This window comes from Herbaspirillum chlorophenolicum, assembly GCF_001189955.1.
GTDB classification, from domain to species: domain Bacteria; phylum Pseudomonadota; class Gammaproteobacteria; order Burkholderiales; family Burkholderiaceae_D; genus Herbaspirillum; species Herbaspirillum chlorophenolicum.
Genome location: NZ_LFLT01000038.1, coordinates 1 through 22,309 on the forward strand (window position 1 = coordinate 1; position 22,309 = coordinate 22,309).

The 22,309-nt window shown below is 64.1% G+C and carries 17 protein-coding genes; 4 read left to right on the top strand and 13 right to left on the bottom strand.

The genetic code is table 11. The features are described from left to right. Positions 1-30 precede the first annotated feature (30 nt). The 11 genes from AKL28_RS18645 to AKL28_RS18695 all read right to left on the bottom strand — a co-directional run bounded on the left by AKL28_RS18645 (position 31) and on the right by AKL28_RS18695 (position 16,922). Positions 31-2,796: a sensor histidine kinase gene (locus tag AKL28_RS18645; protein WP_082221570.1), complete on the bottom strand. Its 2,766-nt coding sequence runs from the start codon at positions 2,794-2,796 to the stop codon at positions 31-33. A gap of 723 nt (positions 2,797-3,519) precedes the next feature. Then, on the bottom strand, positions 3,520-4,122 hold the full coding sequence (kdpC, locus tag AKL28_RS18650; RefSeq protein WP_050469662.1) for a potassium-transporting ATPase subunit KdpC: 603 nt from the start codon (positions 4,120-4,122) through the stop codon (positions 3,520-3,522). A 28-nt stretch (positions 4,123-4,150) separates the two neighbouring features. Continuing rightward, a complete protein-coding gene (kdpB, locus tag AKL28_RS18655) occupies positions 4,151-6,253 on the bottom strand; it encodes a potassium-transporting ATPase subunit KdpB (protein ID WP_197091067.1) in 2,103 nt (700 codons plus the stop codon). A 148-nt stretch (positions 6,254-6,401) separates the two neighbouring features. Then, positions 6,402-8,183: a potassium-transporting ATPase subunit KdpA gene (gene kdpA / locus AKL28_RS18660; RefSeq protein ID WP_050469664.1), complete on the bottom strand. Its 1,782-nt coding sequence runs from the start codon at positions 8,181-8,183 to the stop codon at positions 6,402-6,404. A gap of 1 nt (position 8,184) precedes the next feature. Then, positions 8,185-8,274 (bottom strand): K(+)-transporting ATPase subunit F, encoded by a 90-nt coding sequence (gene kdpF / locus AKL28_RS18665; protein ID WP_050469665.1) that lies wholly within the window; start codon positions 8,272-8,274, stop codon positions 8,185-8,187. A gap of 353 nt (positions 8,275-8,627) precedes the next feature. Beyond that, positions 8,628-10,778, bottom strand: coding sequence for a diguanylate cyclase domain-containing protein (locus tag AKL28_RS18670; protein WP_082221571.1), 2,151 nt, complete (start codon positions 10,776-10,778; stop codon positions 8,628-8,630). Positions 10,779-11,119: 341 nt separating this feature from the next. Then, positions 11,120-12,703: a gamma-glutamyltransferase family protein gene (locus AKL28_RS18675; protein ID WP_050469667.1), complete on the bottom strand. Its 1,584-nt coding sequence runs from the start codon at positions 12,701-12,703 to the stop codon at positions 11,120-11,122. Between the two features lie 96 nt (positions 12,704-12,799). Further along, the gene (locus AKL28_RS18680) at positions 12,800-13,810 is read right to left on the bottom strand and encodes an LLM class flavin-dependent oxidoreductase (protein WP_050469668.1); all 1,011 of its coding nucleotides are present in this window, start codon (positions 13,808-13,810) and stop codon (positions 12,800-12,802) included. A 78-nt stretch (positions 13,811-13,888) separates the two neighbouring features. After that, positions 13,889-14,917, bottom strand: coding sequence for an NADP-dependent oxidoreductase (locus tag AKL28_RS18685; protein ID WP_050469669.1), 1,029 nt, complete (start codon positions 14,915-14,917; stop codon positions 13,889-13,891). Between the two features lie 59 nt (positions 14,918-14,976). After that, the gene (locus tag AKL28_RS18690; RefSeq protein ID WP_050469670.1) at positions 14,977-15,576 is read right to left on the bottom strand and encodes a TetR/AcrR family transcriptional regulator; all 600 of its coding nucleotides are present in this window, start codon (positions 15,574-15,576) and stop codon (positions 14,977-14,979) included. 89 nt (positions 15,577-15,665) lie between these two features. Beyond that, positions 15,666-16,922, bottom strand: coding sequence for an MFS transporter (locus tag AKL28_RS18695; RefSeq protein WP_050469671.1), 1,257 nt, complete (start codon positions 16,920-16,922; stop codon positions 15,666-15,668). A gap of 101 nt (positions 16,923-17,023) precedes the next feature. Between AKL28_RS18695 and AKL28_RS18700 the strand changes: the two genes are divergently transcribed. Then, entirely contained in the window at positions 17,024-18,004 is a 981-nt protein-coding gene (locus AKL28_RS18700) for a GlxA family transcriptional regulator (protein WP_050469672.1), read from the top strand. 26 nt (positions 18,005-18,030) lie between these two features. On the opposite strand, the gene AKL28_RS18705 is transcribed toward AKL28_RS18700, so the two are convergent. Then, the gene (locus AKL28_RS18705; protein ID WP_050469695.1) at positions 18,031-19,188 is read right to left on the bottom strand and encodes a metallophosphoesterase; all 1,158 of its coding nucleotides are present in this window, start codon (positions 19,186-19,188) and stop codon (positions 18,031-18,033) included. Here AKL28_RS18705 and AKL28_RS24880 point away from each other — a divergent pair. Next, positions 19,132-19,413, top strand: a complete 282-nt coding sequence (locus tag AKL28_RS24880) for a hypothetical protein (protein ID WP_169801862.1) — start codon at positions 19,132-19,134, stop codon at positions 19,411-19,413. The two genes, AKL28_RS18705 and AKL28_RS24880, sit on opposite strands and share 57 nt — an antisense overlap. A gap of 121 nt (positions 19,414-19,534) precedes the next feature. Then, on the top strand, positions 19,535-20,077 hold the full coding sequence (locus tag AKL28_RS18710) for a hypothetical protein (protein WP_050469673.1): 543 nt from the start codon (positions 19,535-19,537) through the stop codon (positions 20,075-20,077). Positions 20,078-20,188: 111 nt separating this feature from the next. Here the strand turns inward: AKL28_RS18710 and ppk2 are convergent, their stop codons facing one another. Continuing rightward, a complete protein-coding gene (ppk2, locus tag AKL28_RS18715; RefSeq protein ID WP_050469674.1) occupies positions 20,189-21,100 on the bottom strand; it encodes a polyphosphate kinase 2 in 912 nt (303 codons plus the stop codon). A gap of 203 nt (positions 21,101-21,303) precedes the next feature. Here ppk2 and AKL28_RS18720 point away from each other — a divergent pair, with 203 nt between their 5' ends. After that, entirely contained in the window at positions 21,304-22,251 is a 948-nt protein-coding gene (locus AKL28_RS18720) for a LysR substrate-binding domain-containing protein (RefSeq protein ID WP_050469675.1), read from the top strand. The last annotated feature ends 58 nt before the right edge of the window (positions 22,252-22,309 follow it).

The window sequence follows — 22,309 nt, forward strand, 5'->3', positions numbered from 1 at the left end:
CGCGGGGGATGAAATGGCATATAACACGCTCTACTCTTCCGGCAAGGCCGGCTGCGTTTCGACCGGCAAGGTAAAGCAGACCGTGGCTCCCGGCCCGGCCTCCTGCGACGCGATCCATATCCTGCCTTGATGGGCTTCGACGATGGCGCGGCAAATCGCCAGGCCCAGGCCGACGCCGGGCGTGCTCGACTCGTTGTCGCCGCGCGTGAACTTTTCGAAAGCGTGTTGCGCCATCGCCGGCGGAAATCCCCGGCCATGGTCGGATACGCTCACCTTGATCTGCTCCCCGCCTTCCGTCGCCTCAACATGGGCGGCAATGGCAATGCCGCTGCCCGGCGGAGAATACTTGATTGCATTCTCCACCAGGTTGGCGAATACACGCTCCAGCAGCACCGCATCCACCCGCAGCAGCGGCAGGTCGGCAGGCAGGCGCGTTTCAACCGGACGGCCTTCGAGCGCCTTGGACAACAAGCGCAGCGCCGAGCCGGCCACCTCCTCCAGCGCATTCCACTGGCGGTTCAGCGTCACCACGCCAGCCTGCAGGCGCGCCATGTCGAGCAGGTTGTTCATCAGGCCGACCATCTTCTGCGACTGTTCGCTGATGGTGCGCGCCATGCTGCGCGCATCCTCGTCCAGCCGGACGTTGGCGGCCAGCACATCGGCGCTGCCGACCAATGAGGTCAGCGGCGTGCGCAGGTCGTGTGAAATGGCCGACAGCAGCGAATTGCGCAGGCGCTCGGATTCCATGCTCACCAGCGCATCCTGCGCCACTTCGGCATAGTGCAGGCGCTCGATCGCCATGGCGATCTGCGAACAGAATATCTCCAGCATCTGGCGGTTCTCGGGCAATGCCAGCTGGGCAGCGGCAAGCTGGCGCTCTTCTTCGTTCGCGCCTTCGATGGCGAACGCCAGCACGCCGCGCGTGCGCATGGTGGCGGTCAGCGGCAGATAGAGCGCGGCGGCGGAAGGCAGCGTGGCGGTGCCCTTGCCGGCCGGCTGGCCGTTGTCGTAGACCCATTGCGCCACACCGGCGTCCACGCTCTTGAGCACATGGGCGCCGCCCGATTCCTGCTCCGGCTCGGCCGGGCGTAGCTGGTTGGCACTGTCGGGCAAGAAGAAGGCAATGCGTGCGCCGAACACTGCGGCCAGGTGGCGGCGGCCGATCTCCAGGATCTGATCCAGCGTCAGCAGCGCCGACAGTTCCTTGCCCAGCATGTAGAGGTTGGATGCGCGCGCCTCGCGCTGCATGGCCACGCGCGCCTGGCGGCGCAGGCGGGCCGTGAGCGAACTGATGAACAGCGACACCGCCAGCATCACTATCAGCGTCAGAAGATATTGCGCGTCCGAGACCGAGATCGAAAAACGCGGCGCGACAAAGAAGAAATCGAAGGACAGCACCGACAGCACCGACACCAGTGCCGAGGCCGAGCGGCCATAGCGCATCGCCACCAGCATCACGCCTACCAGGTACAGCATGATGACGTTGGCCGGATGCAGGAAGTCGTTGAGCACGAAGGCCAGCGCCGTAGTGACGGCGCAGCTGACCACCGCCCAAGCATAGCCGCGCGTGCGCCGGCGGCGCGTGAGCAAGGATTCGGCAGCGCTGGCGGCGCTGTCATCGCGGCCGGCATTCTCACCGCGGGCATCATGCCTGGCGCGCAGGCGCGCCACGGCATAGATGTCGAGTTCTTCGCCCATGGCGGCGATACGCTGTGACAGCGAGCCGCCGGGCCGGCGCAGCAGCCGGTGCCAGCCGCCGCGCTGCTGCCCCACCACCAGCTTGCCGGCGTTGCGCGCGCGGGCGAACTGCAGCAGTGCCGTGGCCAGGTCGTCGCCGCTGATGCTGGCGGTTTCCGCCCCCAGCGATTGCGCCAGCTTGAGGTAACCGACCACACGCTCGCGCCCCGCCATTGGATGGCGGCTGTGGGTCAGGTCGACATGTACCGCCAGCCATTCGGCCTGCAGCTTGGCCGCCAGGCGCGCCGCCTCGCGGATCAGGCGTTCCTCGCCGGCGCCGCTGCCAATGGCCACTACGATGCGCTCGCGGGCCTGCCATAGCTGGGCGATGGAGCGGTCGGCGCGGTACTCGCGCATGTCGGCATCGACACGGTCGGCGGTGCGGCGCAGGGCGATCTCGCGCAGCGCGATCAGGTTGCCCTTGCGGAAAAAATTGCGCCCGGCCTTCTCGGCCTGCTGCGGCAAGTAGACCTTGCCCTGCTTCAGGCGCGCCAGCAGCTCGTCGGGCGGGATATCGACCAGCATGACATCGTCGGCCTGGTCGAACACATGGTCGGGCACGGTCTCGAACACGCGGATGCCGGTGATCTGGCCGACCACGTCGTTGAGGCTTTCGATATGCTGGACATTCAGGGTGGTGTAGACGTCGATGCCGGCGCGCAGCAATTCATCGATGTCCTGCCAGCGTTTGGCGTGGCGCGAACCGGGCACGTTGGAATGCGCCAGTTCGTCCACCAGCATGACCTGCGGCTTGCGTTCCAGCGCGGCGTCGAGATCGAATTCGGGGAGCTGGCGGTCGCGGTAAGCCACCATCTTCATCGGCAGGCGCTCGATCCCTGCCAGTTGCGCCTCGGTCTCGGCGCGGCCATGGGTTTCGACCACGCCGGCGACCACGTCGGTGCCCTGCGCGTGCAGTACCTGGGCCGCTTCCAGCATGGCGAAGGTTTTGCCCACCCCTGCCGAAAAGCCGAAAAACACCTTCAGGCGGCCGCGTGCCTGGCGGTCTTCTTCGCGCATTACGCGTTCGAGCAGGTCGTCGGGGTTGGGGCGGGTGGTCATGGTGGGTGGGCGTTTATTGGGAATTGTAGTGCAGAGGCTTAGGTTTCGTGAGGTTGTTCTGGGTAGTCTGGTCTTGCTGTGTGCAGATGTACTGGCTTTAGTCTTTTCTTTCTTCGGTCGAAAGGGAGCGCCGGGGGCGGCCCGGCAGCCGCTCACTTTCTTTGGCCCACCAAAGAAAGTAAGCAAAGAAAGGTGGCCCCTAAGTGCCAGCCCCTTCGGGGTTCCCGTTGGAGTGCCATGAAAAATGGGCAAGGCAGAGTCGCTGCGCTCCGACTGCCTTGCTGATCCATTTTTCATGGCACTCCAACGGCTGGCCCACAAGGGGAACAGCTTAACTGCCTCGCCTGCGGCATCGGGATCGGTACGGTGATGCGCTAGCGTCTCTTGCCAATCATCAATTCCTTCGATTTTCCGCAAGCACCGCAATGCCGAAGGCGAGCCGGATACGAAGTCCGCTTCTAACCAGCCGCAGAGGAGATGAAAAAAATGGATCAGCAAGGCAGTCGGAGCGTAGCGACTCTGCCTTGCCCATTTTTTTCATCTCCTCTGCGGGTACCCCGAAGGGGCTGGGTAGTAGCGGTCGCCTTTCTTTGCTTACTTTCTTTGGCGAAGCAAAGAAAGTGAGCGGCTGCCGGGCCGCCCCCGGCGCTCCGCTTCGACCGAAGAAAGATAAGCATTAAGCCAGTACACAAACACGCAACAAGACCAGACTACCCAAAAATGCTACTTAACAACCAAAGGCGCCACCTCATCCAATGCCAAATTCAACTTCAACACATTAACCCGAGGCTCCCCAAACAAGCCCCACTGCGGCGCCTCGCTATTGTTCCGGATCAAGGCCCGTACCCGCTCAATCTCCAATCCCCGCGCCTGCGCCACCCGCATCGCCTGGTAATCGGCCGCTGCCGGGCTGATGTGCGGATCTAGGCCGCTGCCGGAAGCCGTCAGCAAGTCGATCGGGATAGCCCGCCGGCTGCCGTCGCTCGCTTCGCTCAAGGCCTTGGCACGCTCCTCGGCGGCTTGCTTGAGGGCCGGGTTGGTCGGTCCCAGATTGCTGCCGCCGGATGCCATGCCATTGTTGGGGAAATTACCGGCAGCCGACGGCCGGCCCCAGAAATAACCGGGGCCGGAGAAGTTCTGGCCGATCAGCTCCGAGCCGACCGCCACGCCGCGGCGCTCAATAACGCTGCCGTTGGCCTGATGTGGAAAGAAGGCTTGCGCCAGGCCGGTGACGATGGCCGGATAAATGCCGCCAAGCAGCACGCCCAGCAGGATGAAAAGCGTCAGTGCCGGACGCAGCGTGTTCTTTAAGGCAGGTGATTTCATGATGTTTCCTTGTGAAGTCGGTGCGGGGTCAGACCAGGCCGAAAGCGGCCAGCAACATGTCGATCAGCTTGATGCCGACGAACGGCACCAGGAGTCCGCCCACGCCATAGATCAGCAGGTTCCGGCGCAGCAGCACCGCCGCGCCCAGCGCGCGATAGCGCACGCCACGCAATGCCAGCGGGATCAGTGCCACGATCACCAGCGCATTGAAGATCACCGCCGACATGATGGCCGAGCCGGGGCTGGCCAGGTGCATCACGTTCAATGCCCCCAGTTGCGGATAGGTGGCGGCGAACATGGCGGGAATGATGGCGAAATACTTGGCCACATCGTTGGCGATGGAAAAGGTGGTCAGGCTGCCGCGCGTCATCAGCATCTGCTTGCCGATCTCGACGATCTCGATCAGCTTGGTCGGGTTGGAGTCGAGGTCGACCATGTTGCCGGCCTCTTTCGCCGCCTGGGTGCCGCTGTTCATGGCCACGGCCACGTCGGCCTGGGCCAGCGCCGGGGCGTCGTTGGTGCCGTCGCCGGTCATTGCCACCAGCTTGCCTTCGGCCTGGTGCTGGCGGATCAGCGCCAGCTTCTGCTCCGGCGTGGCTTCGGCCAGGAAGTCGTCGACCCCGGCTTCGGCCGCGATGGCGGCGGCGGTCAGGCGGTTGTCGCCGGTGATCATCACGGTCTTGATGCCCATGCGGCGCAGTTCGCCGAAGCGTTCCTTGATGCCGCCCTTGACGATGTCCTTCAGCTCGACCGTGCCGAGGATGCGGATCGGTGCGCCGTTGTTGACGACATTGGCTTCATTGTTCCATTCGACCACCACCAGCGGGGTGCCGCCGCGGCGGGCGATGGACTCGATATCCGTCTCGACCTGGCTGGGCAGGCGCTGGTCGGCCGAACGCGCCAGCTTGCGGATCGCATCAGCCGCGCCCTTGCGGATGCGGCGCGTGCCGAGGTCGATGCCGGAGACGCGGGTCTGCGCCGAGAACGGGATGAACTGCGCACCCAGGCCGGCCATCTCGCGCTCGCGCAGGTTGAAGCGGTTCTTGGCCAGCACCACAATGCTGCGGCCTTCCGGCGTCTCATCGGCCAGCGAGGCCAGCTGCGCCACATCGGCCAGCTCGCGCTCGGACACGCCCGGCGCCGGCAGGAAAGCGGCGGCCTGGCGGTTACCCAGCGTGATGGTGCCGGTCTTGTCCAGCAGCAGCACATCGACGTCGCCGGCGGCTTCCACCGCGCGGCCGGAAGTGGCGATCACATTGGCCTGCATCATGCGGCTCATGCCGGCCACGCCGATGGCCGACAGCAGGCCGCCGATGGTGGTCGGGATCAGACACACCAGGAGCGCGATCAGGGCCGTCACCGATACCGGCGAACCGGCGCCGGCGGCGGTGACCGAGAACAGCGAGAACGGCAGCAGCGTCACCGTCACCAGCAGGAACACGATGGTCAGCGCCACCAGCAGCAGCGTGAGTGCGAGTTCATTGGGGGTCTTCTGGCGGCGTGCTCCTTCGACCATGGCGATCATGCGGTCAAGGAAGGCTTCGCCCGGGTTGACCGAGACGCGCACGATGATCCAGTCCGACAGCACGCGGGTACCGCCGGTCACCGCCGAGAAGTCGCCGCCGGATTCGCGGATCACCGGGGCCGATTCGCCGGTGATGGCGCTCTCATCCACGGTGGCCACGCCTTCGACGACGTCGCCATCGGCCGGCACGGTGTCGCCGGCTTCGATGAGCACCAGGTCGCCTTTGCGCAGCGTTCCGCCTTCCACCACTTCACACTGGTCCGCGCCAACGCCGGCGCCGCGCACCAGCTCGACGCGGCGCAATTTCTTGGCCAGCACGCTCTTTTTGACGCCACGCAAAGCGGCCGCCTGGGCCTTGCTGCGGCCTTCGGCCAGCGCCTCGGCGAAATTGGCGAACAGCACCGTGAACCACAGCCATGCGGCTACGGCAAAGATGAAGCCGGCCGGGGCTTCGCCCTTGCCGACGAGCGCCTGGATGAACAGCAGCGTGGTCAGGATGCTGCCGAGGTAAACCACGAACATCACCGGGTTGCGCCACTGCACGCGCGGCGACAGCTTGCGCACTGAATCGACCAGCGCCGGCTTGACGATTTTGGGATCGAACATCCAGCGCACGGTCTGCGTGGCGGACGGTATCGCGTCCGATGCCGTGGCGGCACCGGACTGGGTATGGGAAGAAGGGGTAGTCATATCGGTATCCGTTTCTGGTTGCTCCGCTCCGGCGGTTGGGCCGGAGCGGCATCCATCAGCTTGCTTACATCGCCATCATTTGAAGATGCTCGACCACCGGCCCCAAGGCCAGCGCCGGCACATAGGTCAGCGCACCGACCAGGATCACGGCGCCGATCAGCAGCGCCACGAACAGCGGCCCGTGCGTGGGCAAGGTGCCCGAAGTCGCGGTGAGGCGCTTCTTGGCGGCCAGCGAACCGGCCATCGCCAGCACCGGGACAATGATCCCGAAGCGGCCCAGCCACATGGCGATGCCGGTAGTGATGTTGTAGTACGGCGTATTGGCCGAGAGCCCGGCGAAGGCACTGCCGTTATTGTTGGCGGCCGAACTGAAGGCGTACAGGATTTCGGAGAAGCCATGCGCGCCAGGGTTGGCGATGCCGGCCAGGCCGTTCTCCACCATCACCGAGACGGCGGTGAAGATCAGCACCAGCGCCGGCGTCATGAGGATGGCGATCGACATCATCTTCATGTCGAACACGCCGATCTTCTTGCCGAGATACTCCGGCGTGCGGCCGATCATCAGGCCAGCGATGAACACCGCCAGCACCGCGAAAATCAGCATGCCGTAGAGACCCGAGCCGACGCCGCCGTAAATCACCTCGCCCAGCTGCATCTGCAGCATCGGCACCAGCCCGCCCAGCGGCGAGAGCGAATCATGCATGGCGTTGACCGCGCCGCAAGAGGCCGCCGTGGTGATCGAGGCGAACAGGGCCGAGGCGGTGATGCCGAAACGGGTTTCCTTGCCTTCCATCATGCCGGGGCCGGAAGCGTGCAGCGAGGCCAGCATCGGGTTGGGCTGCGATTCGAAATACATGATGGTCAGCGTCATCGCCACGAACAGCAGCGTCATCGACGCCAGGATGGCCCAGCCCTGGCGGCGGTCGCCGACCAGGACGCCAAAGCTGGTGCACAGCGCGGCCGGGATGATCAGGATCGCCAGCATCTCCAGGAAGTTCGACAGCGGGGTCGGATTCTCATAAGGGTGCGCGGAATTGGCATTGAAGAAGCCGCCGCCGTTGGTGCCCAGCATCTTGATCGCTTCCTGCGAGGCCACCGGGCCCATGGGCAAGGTCTGCTTGTCGGTGCTCTGCGCCTCGACCAGCGGTTCGCCCTTGGCATCCTTCAGCGGCTGGCCGGCGGCATCCAGCTTGGGCACCGTGTAGTGGGTCACTTCCAGCGTCTTCACTTCCTGATAAGGCTTGAAGTTCTGGATGCTGCCCTGCTGCACCAGCACCAGCGCCAGGATCACCGACAACGGCATGAGGACGTACAGCGAGGAGCGCGTCATGTCGACCCAGAAGTTGCCGATGCTCTTGCTGCTGTGGCGCGAGAACCCGCGGATCAGCGCAAAGGCGATGGCGATGCCGGTGGCAGCCGAGACGAAGTTCTGTACCGCCAACGCCGCCATCTGCGTCAGGTAGCTCATGGTGGTCTCGCCCGCATAGCCTTGCCAGTTGGTGTTGGACACGAAACTGATGGCTGTGTTGAACGAGGAATCGATGCCGACGCTGCCCAGGCCCTGCGGATTGAACGGCAGCCATTGCTGCACGCGCTGCAATGCGTAGACAAAAATCAGGCCAAGGAAGTTGAACAGGACCACCGCGATGGCGTACTGCTTCCAGTCCATTTCGGTATCGCGGCTGATGCCGCACAGGCGATAGAACACGTGTTCGACGCCGCCGAAGACGCGGTTGACCTTCGACTTCCCTTCCATCACGCGGGCGATGTACCAGCCCAGCGGGACCGACAAGGTCAGCAGGACGGCCAGGTAAAGGGCCAGTTGGAGATAGGCGTTGCTGTCCATGTCAGAAGTCCTCCGGCTTGATCAGGGCGTAGACCAGATAAACCAGCAAGGCGACGGACACGGCCAGCCCGAGCAAAGTCATGGCGTTCATTTCTTATCTCCCTCTTGCCGTTCCAGACGGCTGCACAGGGCGATGAAGCCCCACATCGAGGCGCCGCACAGCAGCAGCATGCCCACATAGAGAAAATCGGTTTGCCACATTTCCCACTCCATTTGTTCACGTTGTTCAATCCGTTCCTGACGGAATCGGAGACAGTCGAACGATAGGAGCTATGGCATCAAATCCAGGTAAAACTATGGGGAGGGGGCGTAAACAACGCGTAAACAGAAGGGGATTTTTGAAGGGCGGGAAATTCCGGATCGCCGCTTCCGCGCCGGGATGGCGGTGATGGCCTGGAATGCGCAGAAGATTGAAGCGGCAGCCGGGCGAACCGGCCGGCCAGGTCACGCGTCGGTGATCTTGCCCACTTCAACCCGGTTCTTGCCGCGGCGCTTGGCGGCATACATGGCCTTGTCGGCCATGGCCAACAGTTCTTCCGGCCCGATCTCGCCATCCTCGTCGGGAAGGTAAACGGCCACGCCAATGCTGCTGGAGACATTGATGCGCGAGTGCGTCAGTTCGAACGGCACGCGGATGGCGTTGAGGATCTTGTCGGCGACGTTGATCGCATCCTGCTGGGTCTGCAGCTTTTCCAGGATCACCACGAACTCGTCGCCGGCCAGGCGCGAGACAGTATCGACATCGCGCACCGAGTTCAGCAGGCGCTGGGCGAACTGGATCAGCAGCTCGTCGCCGGCCTCGTGGCCGTAGCGGTCGTTGACGCCCTTGAAGCCGTCGATGTCCATGAAGAACAGCGCCATCAGCTCGTGCGCACGGCGCGCGCGCATCATGGCTTCGGGCAGGCGGTCGGAGAAGGCGCGGCGGTTGGGCAGGTTGGTCAGCATGTCGGTCAGCGCCAGCTCGCGCATCTGGTCGCGGAAGGCCAGCCGTTCGGTGATGTCGTGCAGGAAGGCGATGAACAGGTGGCCGCTGTGGCGCTTGACGTGGCCGACGGTGATCTCGACCGGCAGTTCGTGGCCGTCATGGTGAAGAGCCTGCAGCTCGATGCGGTTATTGATGACGACGCTGGTGCCGTTTTCGAGGAACTCCTTCATGCCGCGATGGTGCGCGTCGCGCATATCCAGCGGAATGATCAGTTCGGCCATCTGGCGCCCCACGGCCTCGGTGCGCATCCAGCCCAGCAGCAGTTCGGCCTGGCGGTTCCATTCGACGATCACGCCCTGCTCGTCGGCGGCGATGAAGGCGTCCTGCGCGTTTTCCAGGATGGCGCGCAGCTCGTCCGCGCTTTCTGCCAGCTTGATCTGGTTGGCGTGCTGCAGGTCCAGCGACTGCTGCAGAGCGATGGCCGTTTCGTGAAGGCGGCTGGTACGTTCGGCCACACGCTGCTCAAGGTTTTCATTGAGCGTGCGCATTTCGCGCAGGTAGGTTTCTTCGCGTTCGACCATGTTGACCAGGCTCGACGACAGCAACTGCACTTCGCGGTAGCTGTTGACGAGCGGGATCTGCACATCTTGCACGCCGGAAGTACGCAACTCCAGCGCGGCGCTCAGATCATTGACCGGCCCCACCAGGCGGCGCGTGAGCACATAGGCCAGGATCACCAGGACCGCGCCGATCAGCGCGCCCACCAGGATCACCCTGCGTTCCAGGCTGTGGAAGGCATCCAGTGCGACATGCTCGGGCTGGCGCACGATCACGCTCCACTTGAGCATCATGCGTTCGTCCTGGCCGGTGTGCGAGAAACCGGTGATGTAGCGGCTGCCATCGGGCCAACGCTCCAGCATGGCGCCGCCGCCCTTCGACTTTTGCGAGGCACGGAAGCTGTCGGTATCGATCTTCTTTTCTTCCAGCGCCTTGGGGCCGAGCATCACGGTGCCGTCAGAACGCACGATCATGACTTCGACGCCATAACGTTCGCCCACCGGATCGATCAGCTTGGCCGCCATCTCACGCGCCCATGTCCAGGAAAGATGCATGCCCATCACGCCGACGAAACGCCCCTGCATGTCCAGCACCGGCGAGGAAATGTCGACGAAGCGCCAAGGCTCCTGCTGCTGCGGCAGTTTCTGCTCCAGCAGCATGGCGGGATGGTAATCGGCGGAATAGAAGTTTCGCTGGCCTTCCTTGAACCACGGCCGTTCGGCCACGCTCTGGCCTTCGAGCAAACCATTGGTGGCCACCAGCACCGTGCCGTCGGGAGCAGCCATGCCGATCCAGGCGTAATTGGGGACATTGGCCTGCAGTTCGTTGAGGACGTCGCGCATGTGCGGCAAGTCCTTGCCTTCACGGATGGAAGGGCGTGCCACCAGGATGCGCAAATCGATCTGGCGCTCGGTCATGCTGCGTTCGAGCGCATCCTGCATCTGCCAGGCGAGTTGCTTGAGGCGCATCTCGGCTTCCGAGCGTGCATAGCCTCGGGTGAACTGATCCACCAGGATCAGCACCGACACGGTCGTGATCAGCACGGTAACAACCACCCCCATCGTGATCAGCGACGATAGATTCGGAGGAGATGGGGCTTTTTTCTTATTCAATTGGAACAAATGGCGGCAAATACGAGCAAATGCATGACGGCTTCCCCTGCGAACCGCGTTTGTATACATGGCATCTTGCCAGAACGTTCACTTTTTTTCATCGGCTTTGAAAAAAAAGTGTAACAAAGAATTTCCCAATAGAAATTGTCCGGCGCGAATATATCTGTAAATCAAAAAACCGATCGTGATGGAAGCAGACGGCAAGCAGCATACCGGCCGGCAAGGAACGAAATCTCACCCAGCAGGAAACACCTCTGAACGCATAGAGAAGTGCAAAAAGACAACGGACGGCAGGGTGCCCTCAAAAGCCCCCTCCGTCCGCCCAGAAAGGGCCGGCGCGCTCAGGCGCCGGCGCAAATGCCATCGGCACGCGGATCGGTAGCGCCTTCGATCACGCCGCCCGGATGCACGCACACGGCACCGGCATGTCCCATCATGTCGGTGTAGTCGTCCACCACCTGCACATCATGGCCGGCGCGCCGCAAGGCGTCCACGGTCGCCTCCGGTACCCGCCCTTCCAGCTTCAGGTTGGTGGACACGTCGCCCCAGGTGCGTCCCAACAGCCAGCGCGGCGCGCTGACCGCAGCCTGCAGGTTCTGGCCGAACAGCACATGGCGGGTAAACACCGCCGCCTGCGTCTGCGGCTGCCCTTCTCCGCCCATGGTGCCGTAAGCCAGCGTGCGGCCATCGTTCAGGCGCGCCAGCGAAGGGTTCAGGGTATGGAACGGCAGTTTGCCCGGCTGCAACTGGTTGGCGCCGTCATCCAGCGTGAAGCTGGCGCCGCGGTTCTGCCACACGATGCCGGTGTCCGGCACCACCACGCCGCTGCCGAATTCCCAGAAGATGCTCTGGATGTAGCTGACCACGCGTCCCTGCGCATCGGCCGCGCCCATCCAGATGGTGTCGCCCGGCTTGGCCGGATGCGGCCAGGGCGCTGCGCGTTGCGGATGGATGTGCGCAGCCTCCCGGTCCAGCGCCTCGGCCAGCAGCCAATCGGCGGCGTCCACGCTCATGTGGGCCGGATCGGTGACATGGCGGTTGCGCAAGATGAAGGCGCGCTTGGTCGCCTCCACCAGGCCGTGGATGTGCGCGAAGCCATCGGCCTCGGCCACGCCCAGGCGGTCGAACAGGCCGATGATCATCAGCGCCGAGACGCCTTGCGTCGGTGGCGGCAGGTTGTACACGCGGCCGGACTTGAGCTGCACCATCAGCGGCTGCAGCACCTGCGCCCGATAGGCCGCGAGGTCCCCGGCGCGCAACGGGCTGCCGGCATGCTCCAGCCCGGCCGCGATCGTCGCGGCCAGGTCGCCGCGGTAGAAATCGTCGAGGCCGGCTTCGGCCAGGCGCGTGAGCGTCGCCGCCAGCGCCGGTTGCCTGAGTACCGCGCTCATCTCCGGTATGCCTTGCGCGGCATACGTGTCGGCAAAGCCGGGCTGGTCTTTCAGCTCCGCCCATTTGTCGCGTGTAAGTTCATGCTGCGACCGCGTGACCGGCACGCCCGACTGCGCATGGCGGATGGCGTCGCCCAGCAGGTTCTTCAAAGGCAGCGGACGGCCGAAACGTTCGGCATAGTCGAGCGCGGCGGCCCAGCCGCCGACGGCCCCGGCCACCGTCAAGGCGGCGCGCGGGCCGCGCGTGGGGATGGCGGCATCGCCATGCTGCGCATAGAACTGCCGGGTCGCCAGTGCAGCCGAAGGGCCGCAAGCCTGGATCGCAACCGGCTCGCGGCCCGGTTCGCTGATGACCCAGAAGCCGTCGCCGCCGATGCCATTCATATGCGGATAGACCACCGCGATGGCGGCAGCCGCGGCAACCATGGCTTCCACCGCATTGCCGCCTTCGCGCAGGACATTGGCGCCGGCTTGCGCGGCGAGGTGATGGGGGGCGGTCACCATACCGCCCAGGCAGGTCTTGCTGTACAACATGCGTGCTCCTGAAGTTCTTATTGGAATGGGAGCATGATACCTGTGGATGGCCGGCGTTTCAGGAGGTGCGCAGGATTGCGCACCGCCGGGGATGCATCAGATCGTCACACCCCGTTCCAACTGTTCCCTCACCTCGGCCACGATCCCGAATGAATGCAGCCGCGCCGCATGGTCGTAGATCTGTGCGGTGATCATCAGCTCATCCGGTGCAGTGTCATCGATGAAATTCTGCAAGCCCTCGCGCACGGTCTCACGGTCGCCCACCACGGCACAGGCCAGCGAACGTTCCACGTGCGCCTGCTCGCCCGGTTGCCAGTAGCCGGCGATGTCGTCCACCGGCGGGTTCAGTTGGCCCGGCGTGCCGCGGATCAGGTTGATGAACTGCTGCTGCAGCGAACTGAACAGGCGCACCGCCTCGCGATCGGTATCGGCGGCGAACACATTCAGGCCCAGCATCACATACGGTTTTTGCAACGCGGCCGAGGGCTTGAAGCGGGCGCGGTAGATCTCCACCGCCGACTTCATGAAGCCCGGCGCAAAGTGCGAAGCGAAGGCAAACGGCAGGCCGAGCTCGGCCGCCAACTGGGCGCTGAACATGCTCGACCCCAGCAGCCAGATCGGCACGTTCAGTCCGGCGCCGGGCACGGCGCGCAGCGACTGGTAGTCCGAGGGTTCGGCGAAATAGTCCTGCAACTCCTGCACATCCTGCGGGAAATTCTCGGCGGTGTCGCCGCCCATGTGGCGGCGCAGGGCGCGCGCGGTGCGCTGGTCGGAACCCGGCGCACGGCCCAGGCCCAGATCGATGCGGCCGGGATAGAGCGACTCCAGCGTACCGAACTGCTCGGCTATCACCAGCGGCGAATGGTTGGGCAGCATAATGCCGCCGGAGCCGACGCGGATACTCTTGGTGTTGGCCGCCACGTGCGAGATCACCAGCGAGGTGGCGGCGCTGGCGATGCCGGCCATGTTGTGGTGCTCGGCCAGCCAGTAGCGCTGGTAGCCGAGTTTCTCGGCCAGCTGCGCCAGTTCCCTGGTGTTGTTGAAGGCCTGGGCCGCGGTGCTGCCCTTGTTGATCGGGGACAGGTCAAGTACGGAAAACGGAATCATGAATAAGATCCTTGAAAACGCGGCAGGATCGCCGCCGCGCCGGGTTGCCGGGGTGTTCGCCCGGATGGATGCCAGTCGTCAGTCGAGTTTGACCACCAGCTTGCCGAAGTTCTTGCCTTCCAGCATGCCGATGAAGGCTTGCGGCGCGTTCTCCAGCCCTTGCACCACGTCTTCGCGGTAGCGCAGACGGCCTTCCTTGAGCCAGCCCGAGACATCGTGGTTGAAAGCCGCCAGCAATTCGGGACGATTGACGTAGTAATCGAAAATGATGAAGCCCTGGATCTGGATGCGGTGCGTCAGCACGCGGCGCAGCAATGCGCTGGCGTCGGACTCGACGCGGCCGCCGTTGTAATGCGCGATCAGGCCGCACACCGGGATGCGGGCGTGGACGTTCAGCAACGGCACCACGGCATCGAACACGGCGCCGCCGACATTCTCGAAATAGATGTCGATGCCCTTGGGGCAAGCCGCTTTCAACTGCGCGGAAAAATCCGCCGAACGGTGGTCGATGCAGGCGTCGAAACCCAGTTCCTTGACCGCGTATTCGCACTTCTGCGCGCCGCCGGCCACGCCGATCACTCGGCAGCCCTTGATCTTGGCGATCTGCCCGACCAGCGAGCCGACCGCGCCGGTCGCCGCAGCCACCACCACGGTTTCACCGGCGCGCGGCTGGCCGATGTCGATCAGGCCGGAATAGGCGGTATAACCCGGCATGCCAAGCACACCCAGCGCATGGGAAGGATGGTCGAAGCCGGCCGGCAGCCTGGTGGCGCCGCTGCCGTCGGAAACGGCGTACTCCTGCCAGCCGGTATAGGCCATCACTAGGTCGCCTTCATGGAAATCGGCATGGCGCGAAGCCACCACGCGCGAGACGGTGCCGCCTGTCATCACCGCGCCGATGTCGACCGAGGGCGCGTAAGACGGCGCATCGCTCATGCGGCCGCGCATATAGGGATCGAGCGAAAGCCACTCGGCGCGCAGCAGCACCTGCCCTTCTTCGGGTACCGGCACGGCGGTTTCCTCGAGACGGAAGTCGGCGGCCGTAGGCGCGCCGCTGGGGCGCGAGGCGAGGACGATCCTGCGGTTGACTGCGTGATTGGCGCTCATGGGAAGTCCTTTGGGAAATAGGGAAATTTGAATTCAGGGATAAGAATGAATGACTGGTTCTACTGCGGCGGAACCAGCACCCGGCGGGTGACGTGCATCGCGCTTTCCATCGGCACGCGGTCGCGGCTTAGCTTGGACAGCAGGCTCGCGCCCAGCCAAAGCTGGTAAAGCATGGTGGCGGTGGCCAGCGGCTCCAGCACGGTGTGCAGCGAGCCCTCGGCGACGCCGTCTTCGATGCAGCCGGCAATGCGGGCGATAAAGCGCCCCGTGCCTTCATGCAAGACCTCGCGCATGTCGTCGGACAGGTCGGCCACTTCGGCGCTGAGCTTGACCACCAGGCAGCGCTGCTCGAACTCCTGGCAGCACTGGCTTTCCAGCCAATAGCCCCAATAGGTCAACAGCCGCTCACGCGCGCTGGCGCCATAGGCAGCGTCGCCGAGTACCTTGCCCAGCAGCTCAAGGTAGCCCTCGACATAGTGTTCGATGAGCTCGCGCCCATACTGCTCCTTGGAGCCGAAGTAATGGTAGAAGGACCCTTTGGGAATCTCCGCCGCCGCCAGGATCTCGGACAGCCCGACGCCGGAGAAGCCTTTTTGCGCGATGATCGCGCGTCCGGCCATGAGGATGTTCCGCTTGTTTTCGCCGTAATTTTCTCGCATGGCGACATTCTAGCGAAAAATTAGACCGGTCGTCTAAGACCGGCCTTTTTCAGGAATCCGCCTCAGGAACGGACTTCCAAAGTGCCCTCTCAAGGCTGGTCCGGCGGCGGAAACAACGGCCGCACCGCCAGCGCCACCAGCGCCATCGCCAGCCAGACGCTGGCCCATCCCTGCCATTGCAGCAGCGGCGGAACGGCCTGCGCGGTCAGGAAGAACACCGTGAAGACGCAACTGTTGCCCAGTCCCAGCGCGGTACCGATCTGCGCCGGCCCGGCCTGTACTGCAAGCTCGGTATAAGCCACGCCATGCCAGGCCGACACCGCAATGCCGGCGGCAGTGAGCGACAGCGCCAGCGGCACCAGCGCCGATGACGTTCCCGCACTGAATGCGGTCAGTATTCCCAGCAGCGCAAACAGCCCCGCGCTCAGCAAGGCGCAGCCACGCAGGTAACCGCGGCGATTGCCGCGACGGTCGGTCCAGCGGCCGCTGGCGATACGCGAGACCGCGGCCCCCACTTGCACGGTCGCCATCACCGCACTGATCAGCACCAGGCCGGCATGGCTGAAGTCGTGCAGGAAGATGCCGCCGAAACTGATCAGCGCCACCTGCGGCGCGCACAGCAAGCCGGTTCCCAGCGCCAGGCGCCAGACCATGCCGCTGCGCAATGCGGAGCGCTCCTGCGCAACCGTGCCATTGCCCGGCTGCACCTGCGGCGATGGCGGCGGCTCGCGCAGCCACAGCAAGGTCAGCCACACGCTGGCCAGGCAACCTGCGATCAACGCGCCATAGACGGCGCCGAAACCGGCATGGGCTGCCAGCGACGGCAGCAGCAGCGCACCGATGCCGCCGCCAAGCGGCACCGCGGTCTGGCGTATGCTCATCGCCAGGCCGCGCTCGCCATCGCGAAACCATCCCATCACCGCGCGCCCGCTTGAGCCATTGACGCTGCCGCCCAGCAAACCGGCCAGCATCAGCCCCGCACACAACCATCGGAAAGTGGCGGCGCCCTGCCCCGGCAGCGCGAACAACACCAGCAGCCACAGCGCAGCGACGGTACCCAGCAAGCCGGTCAGCAGCACCTTGCGGTCGCCCAGGCGGTCGGTCAGTACGCCCCAAGGCAATTCTCCCAGGGCCACGCCCAGGCTCAACAGGCCCAGCGCCAGCCCAAGCTGGGTGTTGCTGAGCTGGTAGTCCGCGCGCAACACTACCGAGGTCACCGGAATACCGGAAAAGATGGCGGAGAAACTGGCGTTGGCGGCCACGCCGGCAGCCAGGACTTTCCAGCGGTGGCGCGCAGCGGCGGGAGGAGCGTCGCGCACTTCGGCGACGATGGCGGTTTGGTCCATGGCAGGTCCCGGTGATATCGACCTGCGCAGTGTGCGCCGCACACATACGTCTAAAATGCCATAATTCCTGCATTTCAAGCCATCTCTTGCCGGAGATCCAAATGCCCGTCCGCGACACCGCCTTCCTGATCTTCACCGATTGCAGCATGCTCGACTTTACCGGGCCGCTCTCGGCTTTCGATGCCGCCAACCGGGTATCGGGCAAGCAACTGTACCGCCTGTCGCTGCTGTCGGAGCCGGGCGGCATGATCCGCAGTTCGGCTGGCGCCTGCATCCAGACCGAGCGCATCGGTGCGGCCAGTTTCGACACGCTGGTGGTCGCTGGCGGTGGCGCGCCGCGCGAGGGGCTGGTGTCCGAACAATTGCGCAGCTACATCGTGCGCGCGGCACAGCGCTCGCGCCGCATCGCCGGCGTGTGCACCGGCGCCTTCGTGCTGGCCGCTTCCGGCGTGCTGGACGGCAAGCGCGCCACCACGCACTGGCGTGTGGCGGCCAAACTGCAGAAGATGCATCCGAAGGTGCTGGTGGATAGCGACAGGATTTATTCGCGCGACGGTTCGGTGTGGACCTCGGCCGGCATCTCCGCCGGCATCGACCTGGCATTGGCCCTGATCGAGGACGACCATGGCGCCGACCTGGCGCGCGCAGTGGCGCGCGAGCTGGTGGTCTACCATCGCCGCCCGGGCGGGCAGTCGCAGTTCTCGGCGCTGCAGGAAATGGATGGCGGCAGCGACCGCATCCGCCGCGCGCTCAGCTTCGCGCGCGAGCATCTGCAGCAGGAATTGACCGTGGATGTATTGGCAGAAGTGGCATGCCTCTCCCGCCGCCAGTTCGACCGCGCCTTCACCGCCGAAACCGGCCAGACGCCGGCCAAGGCGATCGAGCAGATGCGCGCCGAAGCTGCCCGCATCCGTGTCGAGGAGTCATCCGACCCGCTGGAGCAGATCGCCCGCACCACCGGCTTCGGCGATGCCGAGCGCATGCGGCGCGCCTTCATGCGACTGTTTGGGCAGCCGCCGCAAACATTGCGCCGCCTGGCGCGAGGATATGAAGAACAAGGCCGCCTGGAAACGGCGGCCTGAACAATCGGTTTCAGTGATGCGCGGGATCACCCCGCCGTCAGCATCACCCGCGTAATTTCAGAAGGCGCCAGCAGTCGCTTGGGCGGCCCCCAGTAGCCGGTCCCGCGGCTGACGTAAATCCACAGCTTGTGCAAGCGGTTCAGGCCTGCCACATAGGGCTGCTGCAGCGGCACGAAAAAATTCCAGGGGAAGAATTGGCCGCCGTGGGTGTGGCCCGACAGTTGCAGGTCGAAGCCGGCCTCGGCTGCAGCGGCTGCCGAGCGCGGCTGGTGCGCCAGCAAGATGCGCGGACTGCCGGCGGGGGCATTTTCAATGGCGGCGTGCGGGTCGCTGCGGTGGGCCGGGTCGAACTGGTGGGCGGTGAAATCGGTCACGCCGGCCAGTACCAGGCCGGCGCCTTCATGGCTGAGCACCACGTGCTCGTTCATCAGCACGGTCAGGCCGAGGCGGCGCACTTCCTCTATCCATTCATGCGCGTTCGAATAGTACTCATGGTTGCCGGTGACGAAATAGACGCCGTGGCGCGCCTTGATCTGCGCCAACGGTTCGGTATGCGCTGCCAGCTGGTGCACGCTGCCGTCGACCAGGTCGCCGGTGATCGCCACCACATCGGGATGCAGCGTATTGACCTTGTCGACGATGGCCTGCAGGTAGGGACGCTTGATGGTGGGGCCGACATGGATGTCGCTGATCTGCACGATGGTGAAGCCCTCAAGCTGCGGCGGCAGGTTGGCGATGGGCACGCTGACGTTCACCACGGCCGCGGTGCGGCGCGCGTTGAGAAAGCCCACCACGGTGGCGGCGGCGGTCAGCGCCAGCACCAGCCAGGCGGTGGCCTCGTCCAGCTGGTGCAGGTGGATGGCGGACAGGTTCAGCAGCGGCGCCAGCGCCAGTGCGATGGCGCGCAGCGCGGTCAGCAGCAGCGCCGAGGAGAACGCCCCCATGGCCAGCATGCCGGCCCATGCCAGGCGGTCAGCCGAGACTTCGGCCATACCGCGGCGTTTCAGGATAGGGGCGAACAAGGCGGCGGGCATTAGCAACAGCGACATGGCCAGCACGACGGCGCCGGCAGCGATCCATCCGGTGTCGCCGGTCAGCGCAGGCAACAGTTGCCAGCCTATCCATGCATGCAGGACGGCAAAGATGCCGAGAAAAATGAAGACTCCAATATAGGTGCGGCGCATGAGGACTTTCTTGTTGTGGGGGAAGAGGCCGAAGCTCAGCATCAGGCCGGTATGCCCGACAAAACGCGACTAAATACTTGCATCGCATGGTTGATATGGCGGCCTGATGACAAGTTTTCAACCACATGCCGTGCAAAACCCCGCAAACCCTTTCTGGACATGGCGTTGCAGGCAATTCCCCGGATCGGCGGCGCAGAAAAAGTCGGCGCCGGGCATGCAAGATGACGAACAGAGGAGGATAATATTGTCTCGATCCCCGCTTTTTTTATTTTGCGCGACCTTGGCGGCCATCGCCGCATCGATCCCATCGATACAAGGACGCGCATGCATCATTGGAAGATTTATTTTGAGTTCAAGCAAAACCAAGCGCTGGCATGGCAACGTCGAGGCCATCAAGCCTGAATTCCTCAACGGTGTCGTCGGACAGATGGCCGCCTATGGCGACCGCGTGCACTTCTCCATGTTCGGTTCGGTGCAAAAGCCGCACTACGAAGTCATCAACAGCTTCGACAAGAAGATGGCCTTTGACGGCAACCACCATCTGCACCGCGCAGAAGAGGACGAGTTCGGCGCGGGCAACGTCACTTCCATCTTCACGCTGGAACAGATCAAGCGCATCATCGCCACCGGCGGCAGCGGCGCGCGCAGCAGCATCCCGCGTTCGGCGCGCGCGGCCTCGGCCCGCAGCACCGGCGGCGCCCGTCCGATGACGGCGGCGGCACGCGCCCGCGAAGCCATCGACGGCGAGAAGTACGCCTACTTCAAGGCCAACCGCGCCATGCTGCCGGAAGGGATCAACCAGCATTCGGACGAAATCAGCGCGCTGATGCTCAACGGCATGTCGGCCGAACAGGCGTTCGGGGCCATCATCGAAAAGCATTTCGGCTGATTCGTTTTCGTTCAGCCTCAAATAACAATGGCCGGTGCATCGCACCGGCCATTTTTTATTTCCGCCCGGCCCTTCAGCAGAACCACGGCAACAGGAAGACCTGCATCTCGCTCAATAGTACTCGGGCACGATCATGTTATCCGGCACCGGATGGCGTTCATAGTCTTCATGGCGCTCGCGTTCCGGCAGGATCACCGGCGAATGCGGCACTTCCTGGTAAGGCATCTGCTGCAGCAAATGCTGGATACAGTTCAGGCGCGCCTTCTTCTTGTCCACCGCCTGCACCACCCACCACGGCGCCTCGGGAATGTGGGTGCGCTCCAGCATCACTTCCTTAGCCTTGGTGTATTCCTCCCAGCGGCGGCGCGACTCCAGGTCCATCGGGCTCAGCTTCCACTGCTTCAACGGGTCATGGATGCGGGAGAGGAAACGCAGGTGCTGCTCTTCATCGGTGATGGAAAACCAGTACTTGATCACCTGAATGCCGGCACGCGTGAGCATGCGCTCGAACTCCGGCACCGAGCGGAAGAACTCCTCGTATTGCTCGTCGTTGCAAAAACCCATGACGCGCTCGACGCCGGCACGGTTATACCAGCTGCGGTCGAACAGCACGATCTCGCCGGCGGCCGGCAGGTGCGACACATAGCGCTGGAAATACCATTGGGTGCGTTCGCGGTCGTTGGGCGCCGGCAGCGCGGCCACACGCGCCACCCGCGGATTGAGGCGCTGGGTGATGCGCTTGATCACGCCGCCCTTGCCGGCCGCGTCGCGGCCTTCGAACACGATCACGACCTTGTGGCCGGTCTTCACCACCCAGTCCTGCAGCTTGACCAGTTCGCCCTGCAGGCGGAACAGTTCGCGGAAGTACTGGCGGCGGTATTCCTTCTCGACGTCGCCATGCGCGCTGGAAATCTCGCCGGTCACCGGGTCGACGGTACGGTCTTCGATCTCCAGTTCCATCTCTTCGTCATAGCTGTCAGCCAGTTCGCGGTGAATGCGTTTGACCAGTTCTTCGTTGTCCATTGTTTCCCTTTGAGCAAGATTAACGGCGATCGGCGGACGTTCCAGTCCACTGTATCCACTGTAAAGTGCGTGACAACATACCTGCCGATTATGACCAAGACGTGACAGCGCCCGCGAGGCCGCCTGCACCTTGCCTGATGCGGCGCGGAACCCCCGGTTCAAAAATACGCTATAGTCCTTGAAATCGGATTTGGCCTATCAGCATGACACTCACAGAACTCAAATACATCGTGGCAGTTGCCCGCGAAAAGCACTTCGGCCATGCGGCGGAAGCCTGTTTCGTGGCCCAGCCCACGCTGTCAGTCGCCATCAAGAAGCTGGAAGACGAACTGGGCGTGGTGATCTTCGAACGCGGCGGCACTGAAGTGTCGGTCACGCCGCTGGGCGCGCAGATCGTGGCGCAGGCCGAGCGGGTGCTGGAACAGACCGCCGCCATCAAGGAAATCGCCAACCAGAACAAGGACCCGCTGTCGGGCCCGCTGCGCCTGGGCATCATCTACACCATCGGCCCCTACCTGCTGCCCTCGCTGGTCAAGACCATGATCGAGACCGTTCCGCAGATGCCGCTGATCCTGCAGGAGAATTTCACCACCCGCCTGATCGAGCTGCTGCGCCAGGGCGAGCTGGACGCGGCCATCATGGCCCTGCCCTTCCCCGACCACGGCCTGAACGTGCTGCCGCTGTACGACGAGGAATTCGTGGTGGCCTTGCCGCGCCACCACAAGTGGGCCGACCGCAAGGAAATCGACGCCCGCGACCTCAAGAGCGAAACCATGCTGTTGCTGGGCAACGGCCATTGCTTCCGCGACCAGGTGCTGGAAGTCTGCCCGGAGATGTCGCGTTTCTCGACCAGCGGCGACGGCATCGCCCGCACCTTCGAGGGCTCTTCGCTGGAAACCATCCGCCACATGGTGTCGTCGGGCATCGGCATCACCGTACTCCCCAAGGCCTCCATCACCGACCTCAACGCACGCGACAGCATGGTGCGCTACGTGCCCTTCATCGCGCCGGCGCCATCGCGCCGCGTGGTGATCGCCTGGCGCAAGAGCTTTACCCGCCAGGCGGCGATCGACGCTGTGCAGAAGGCGGTATTCGCCTGCAATCTCAACGGCGTGGATATGCTGCACGAGACGGAGTTGACCGCGGGCTGATTGCGCCACCTTGCCTGGCGGACCGTGTACGGGGAAGTATCGGGTTCCATTGGTTCCA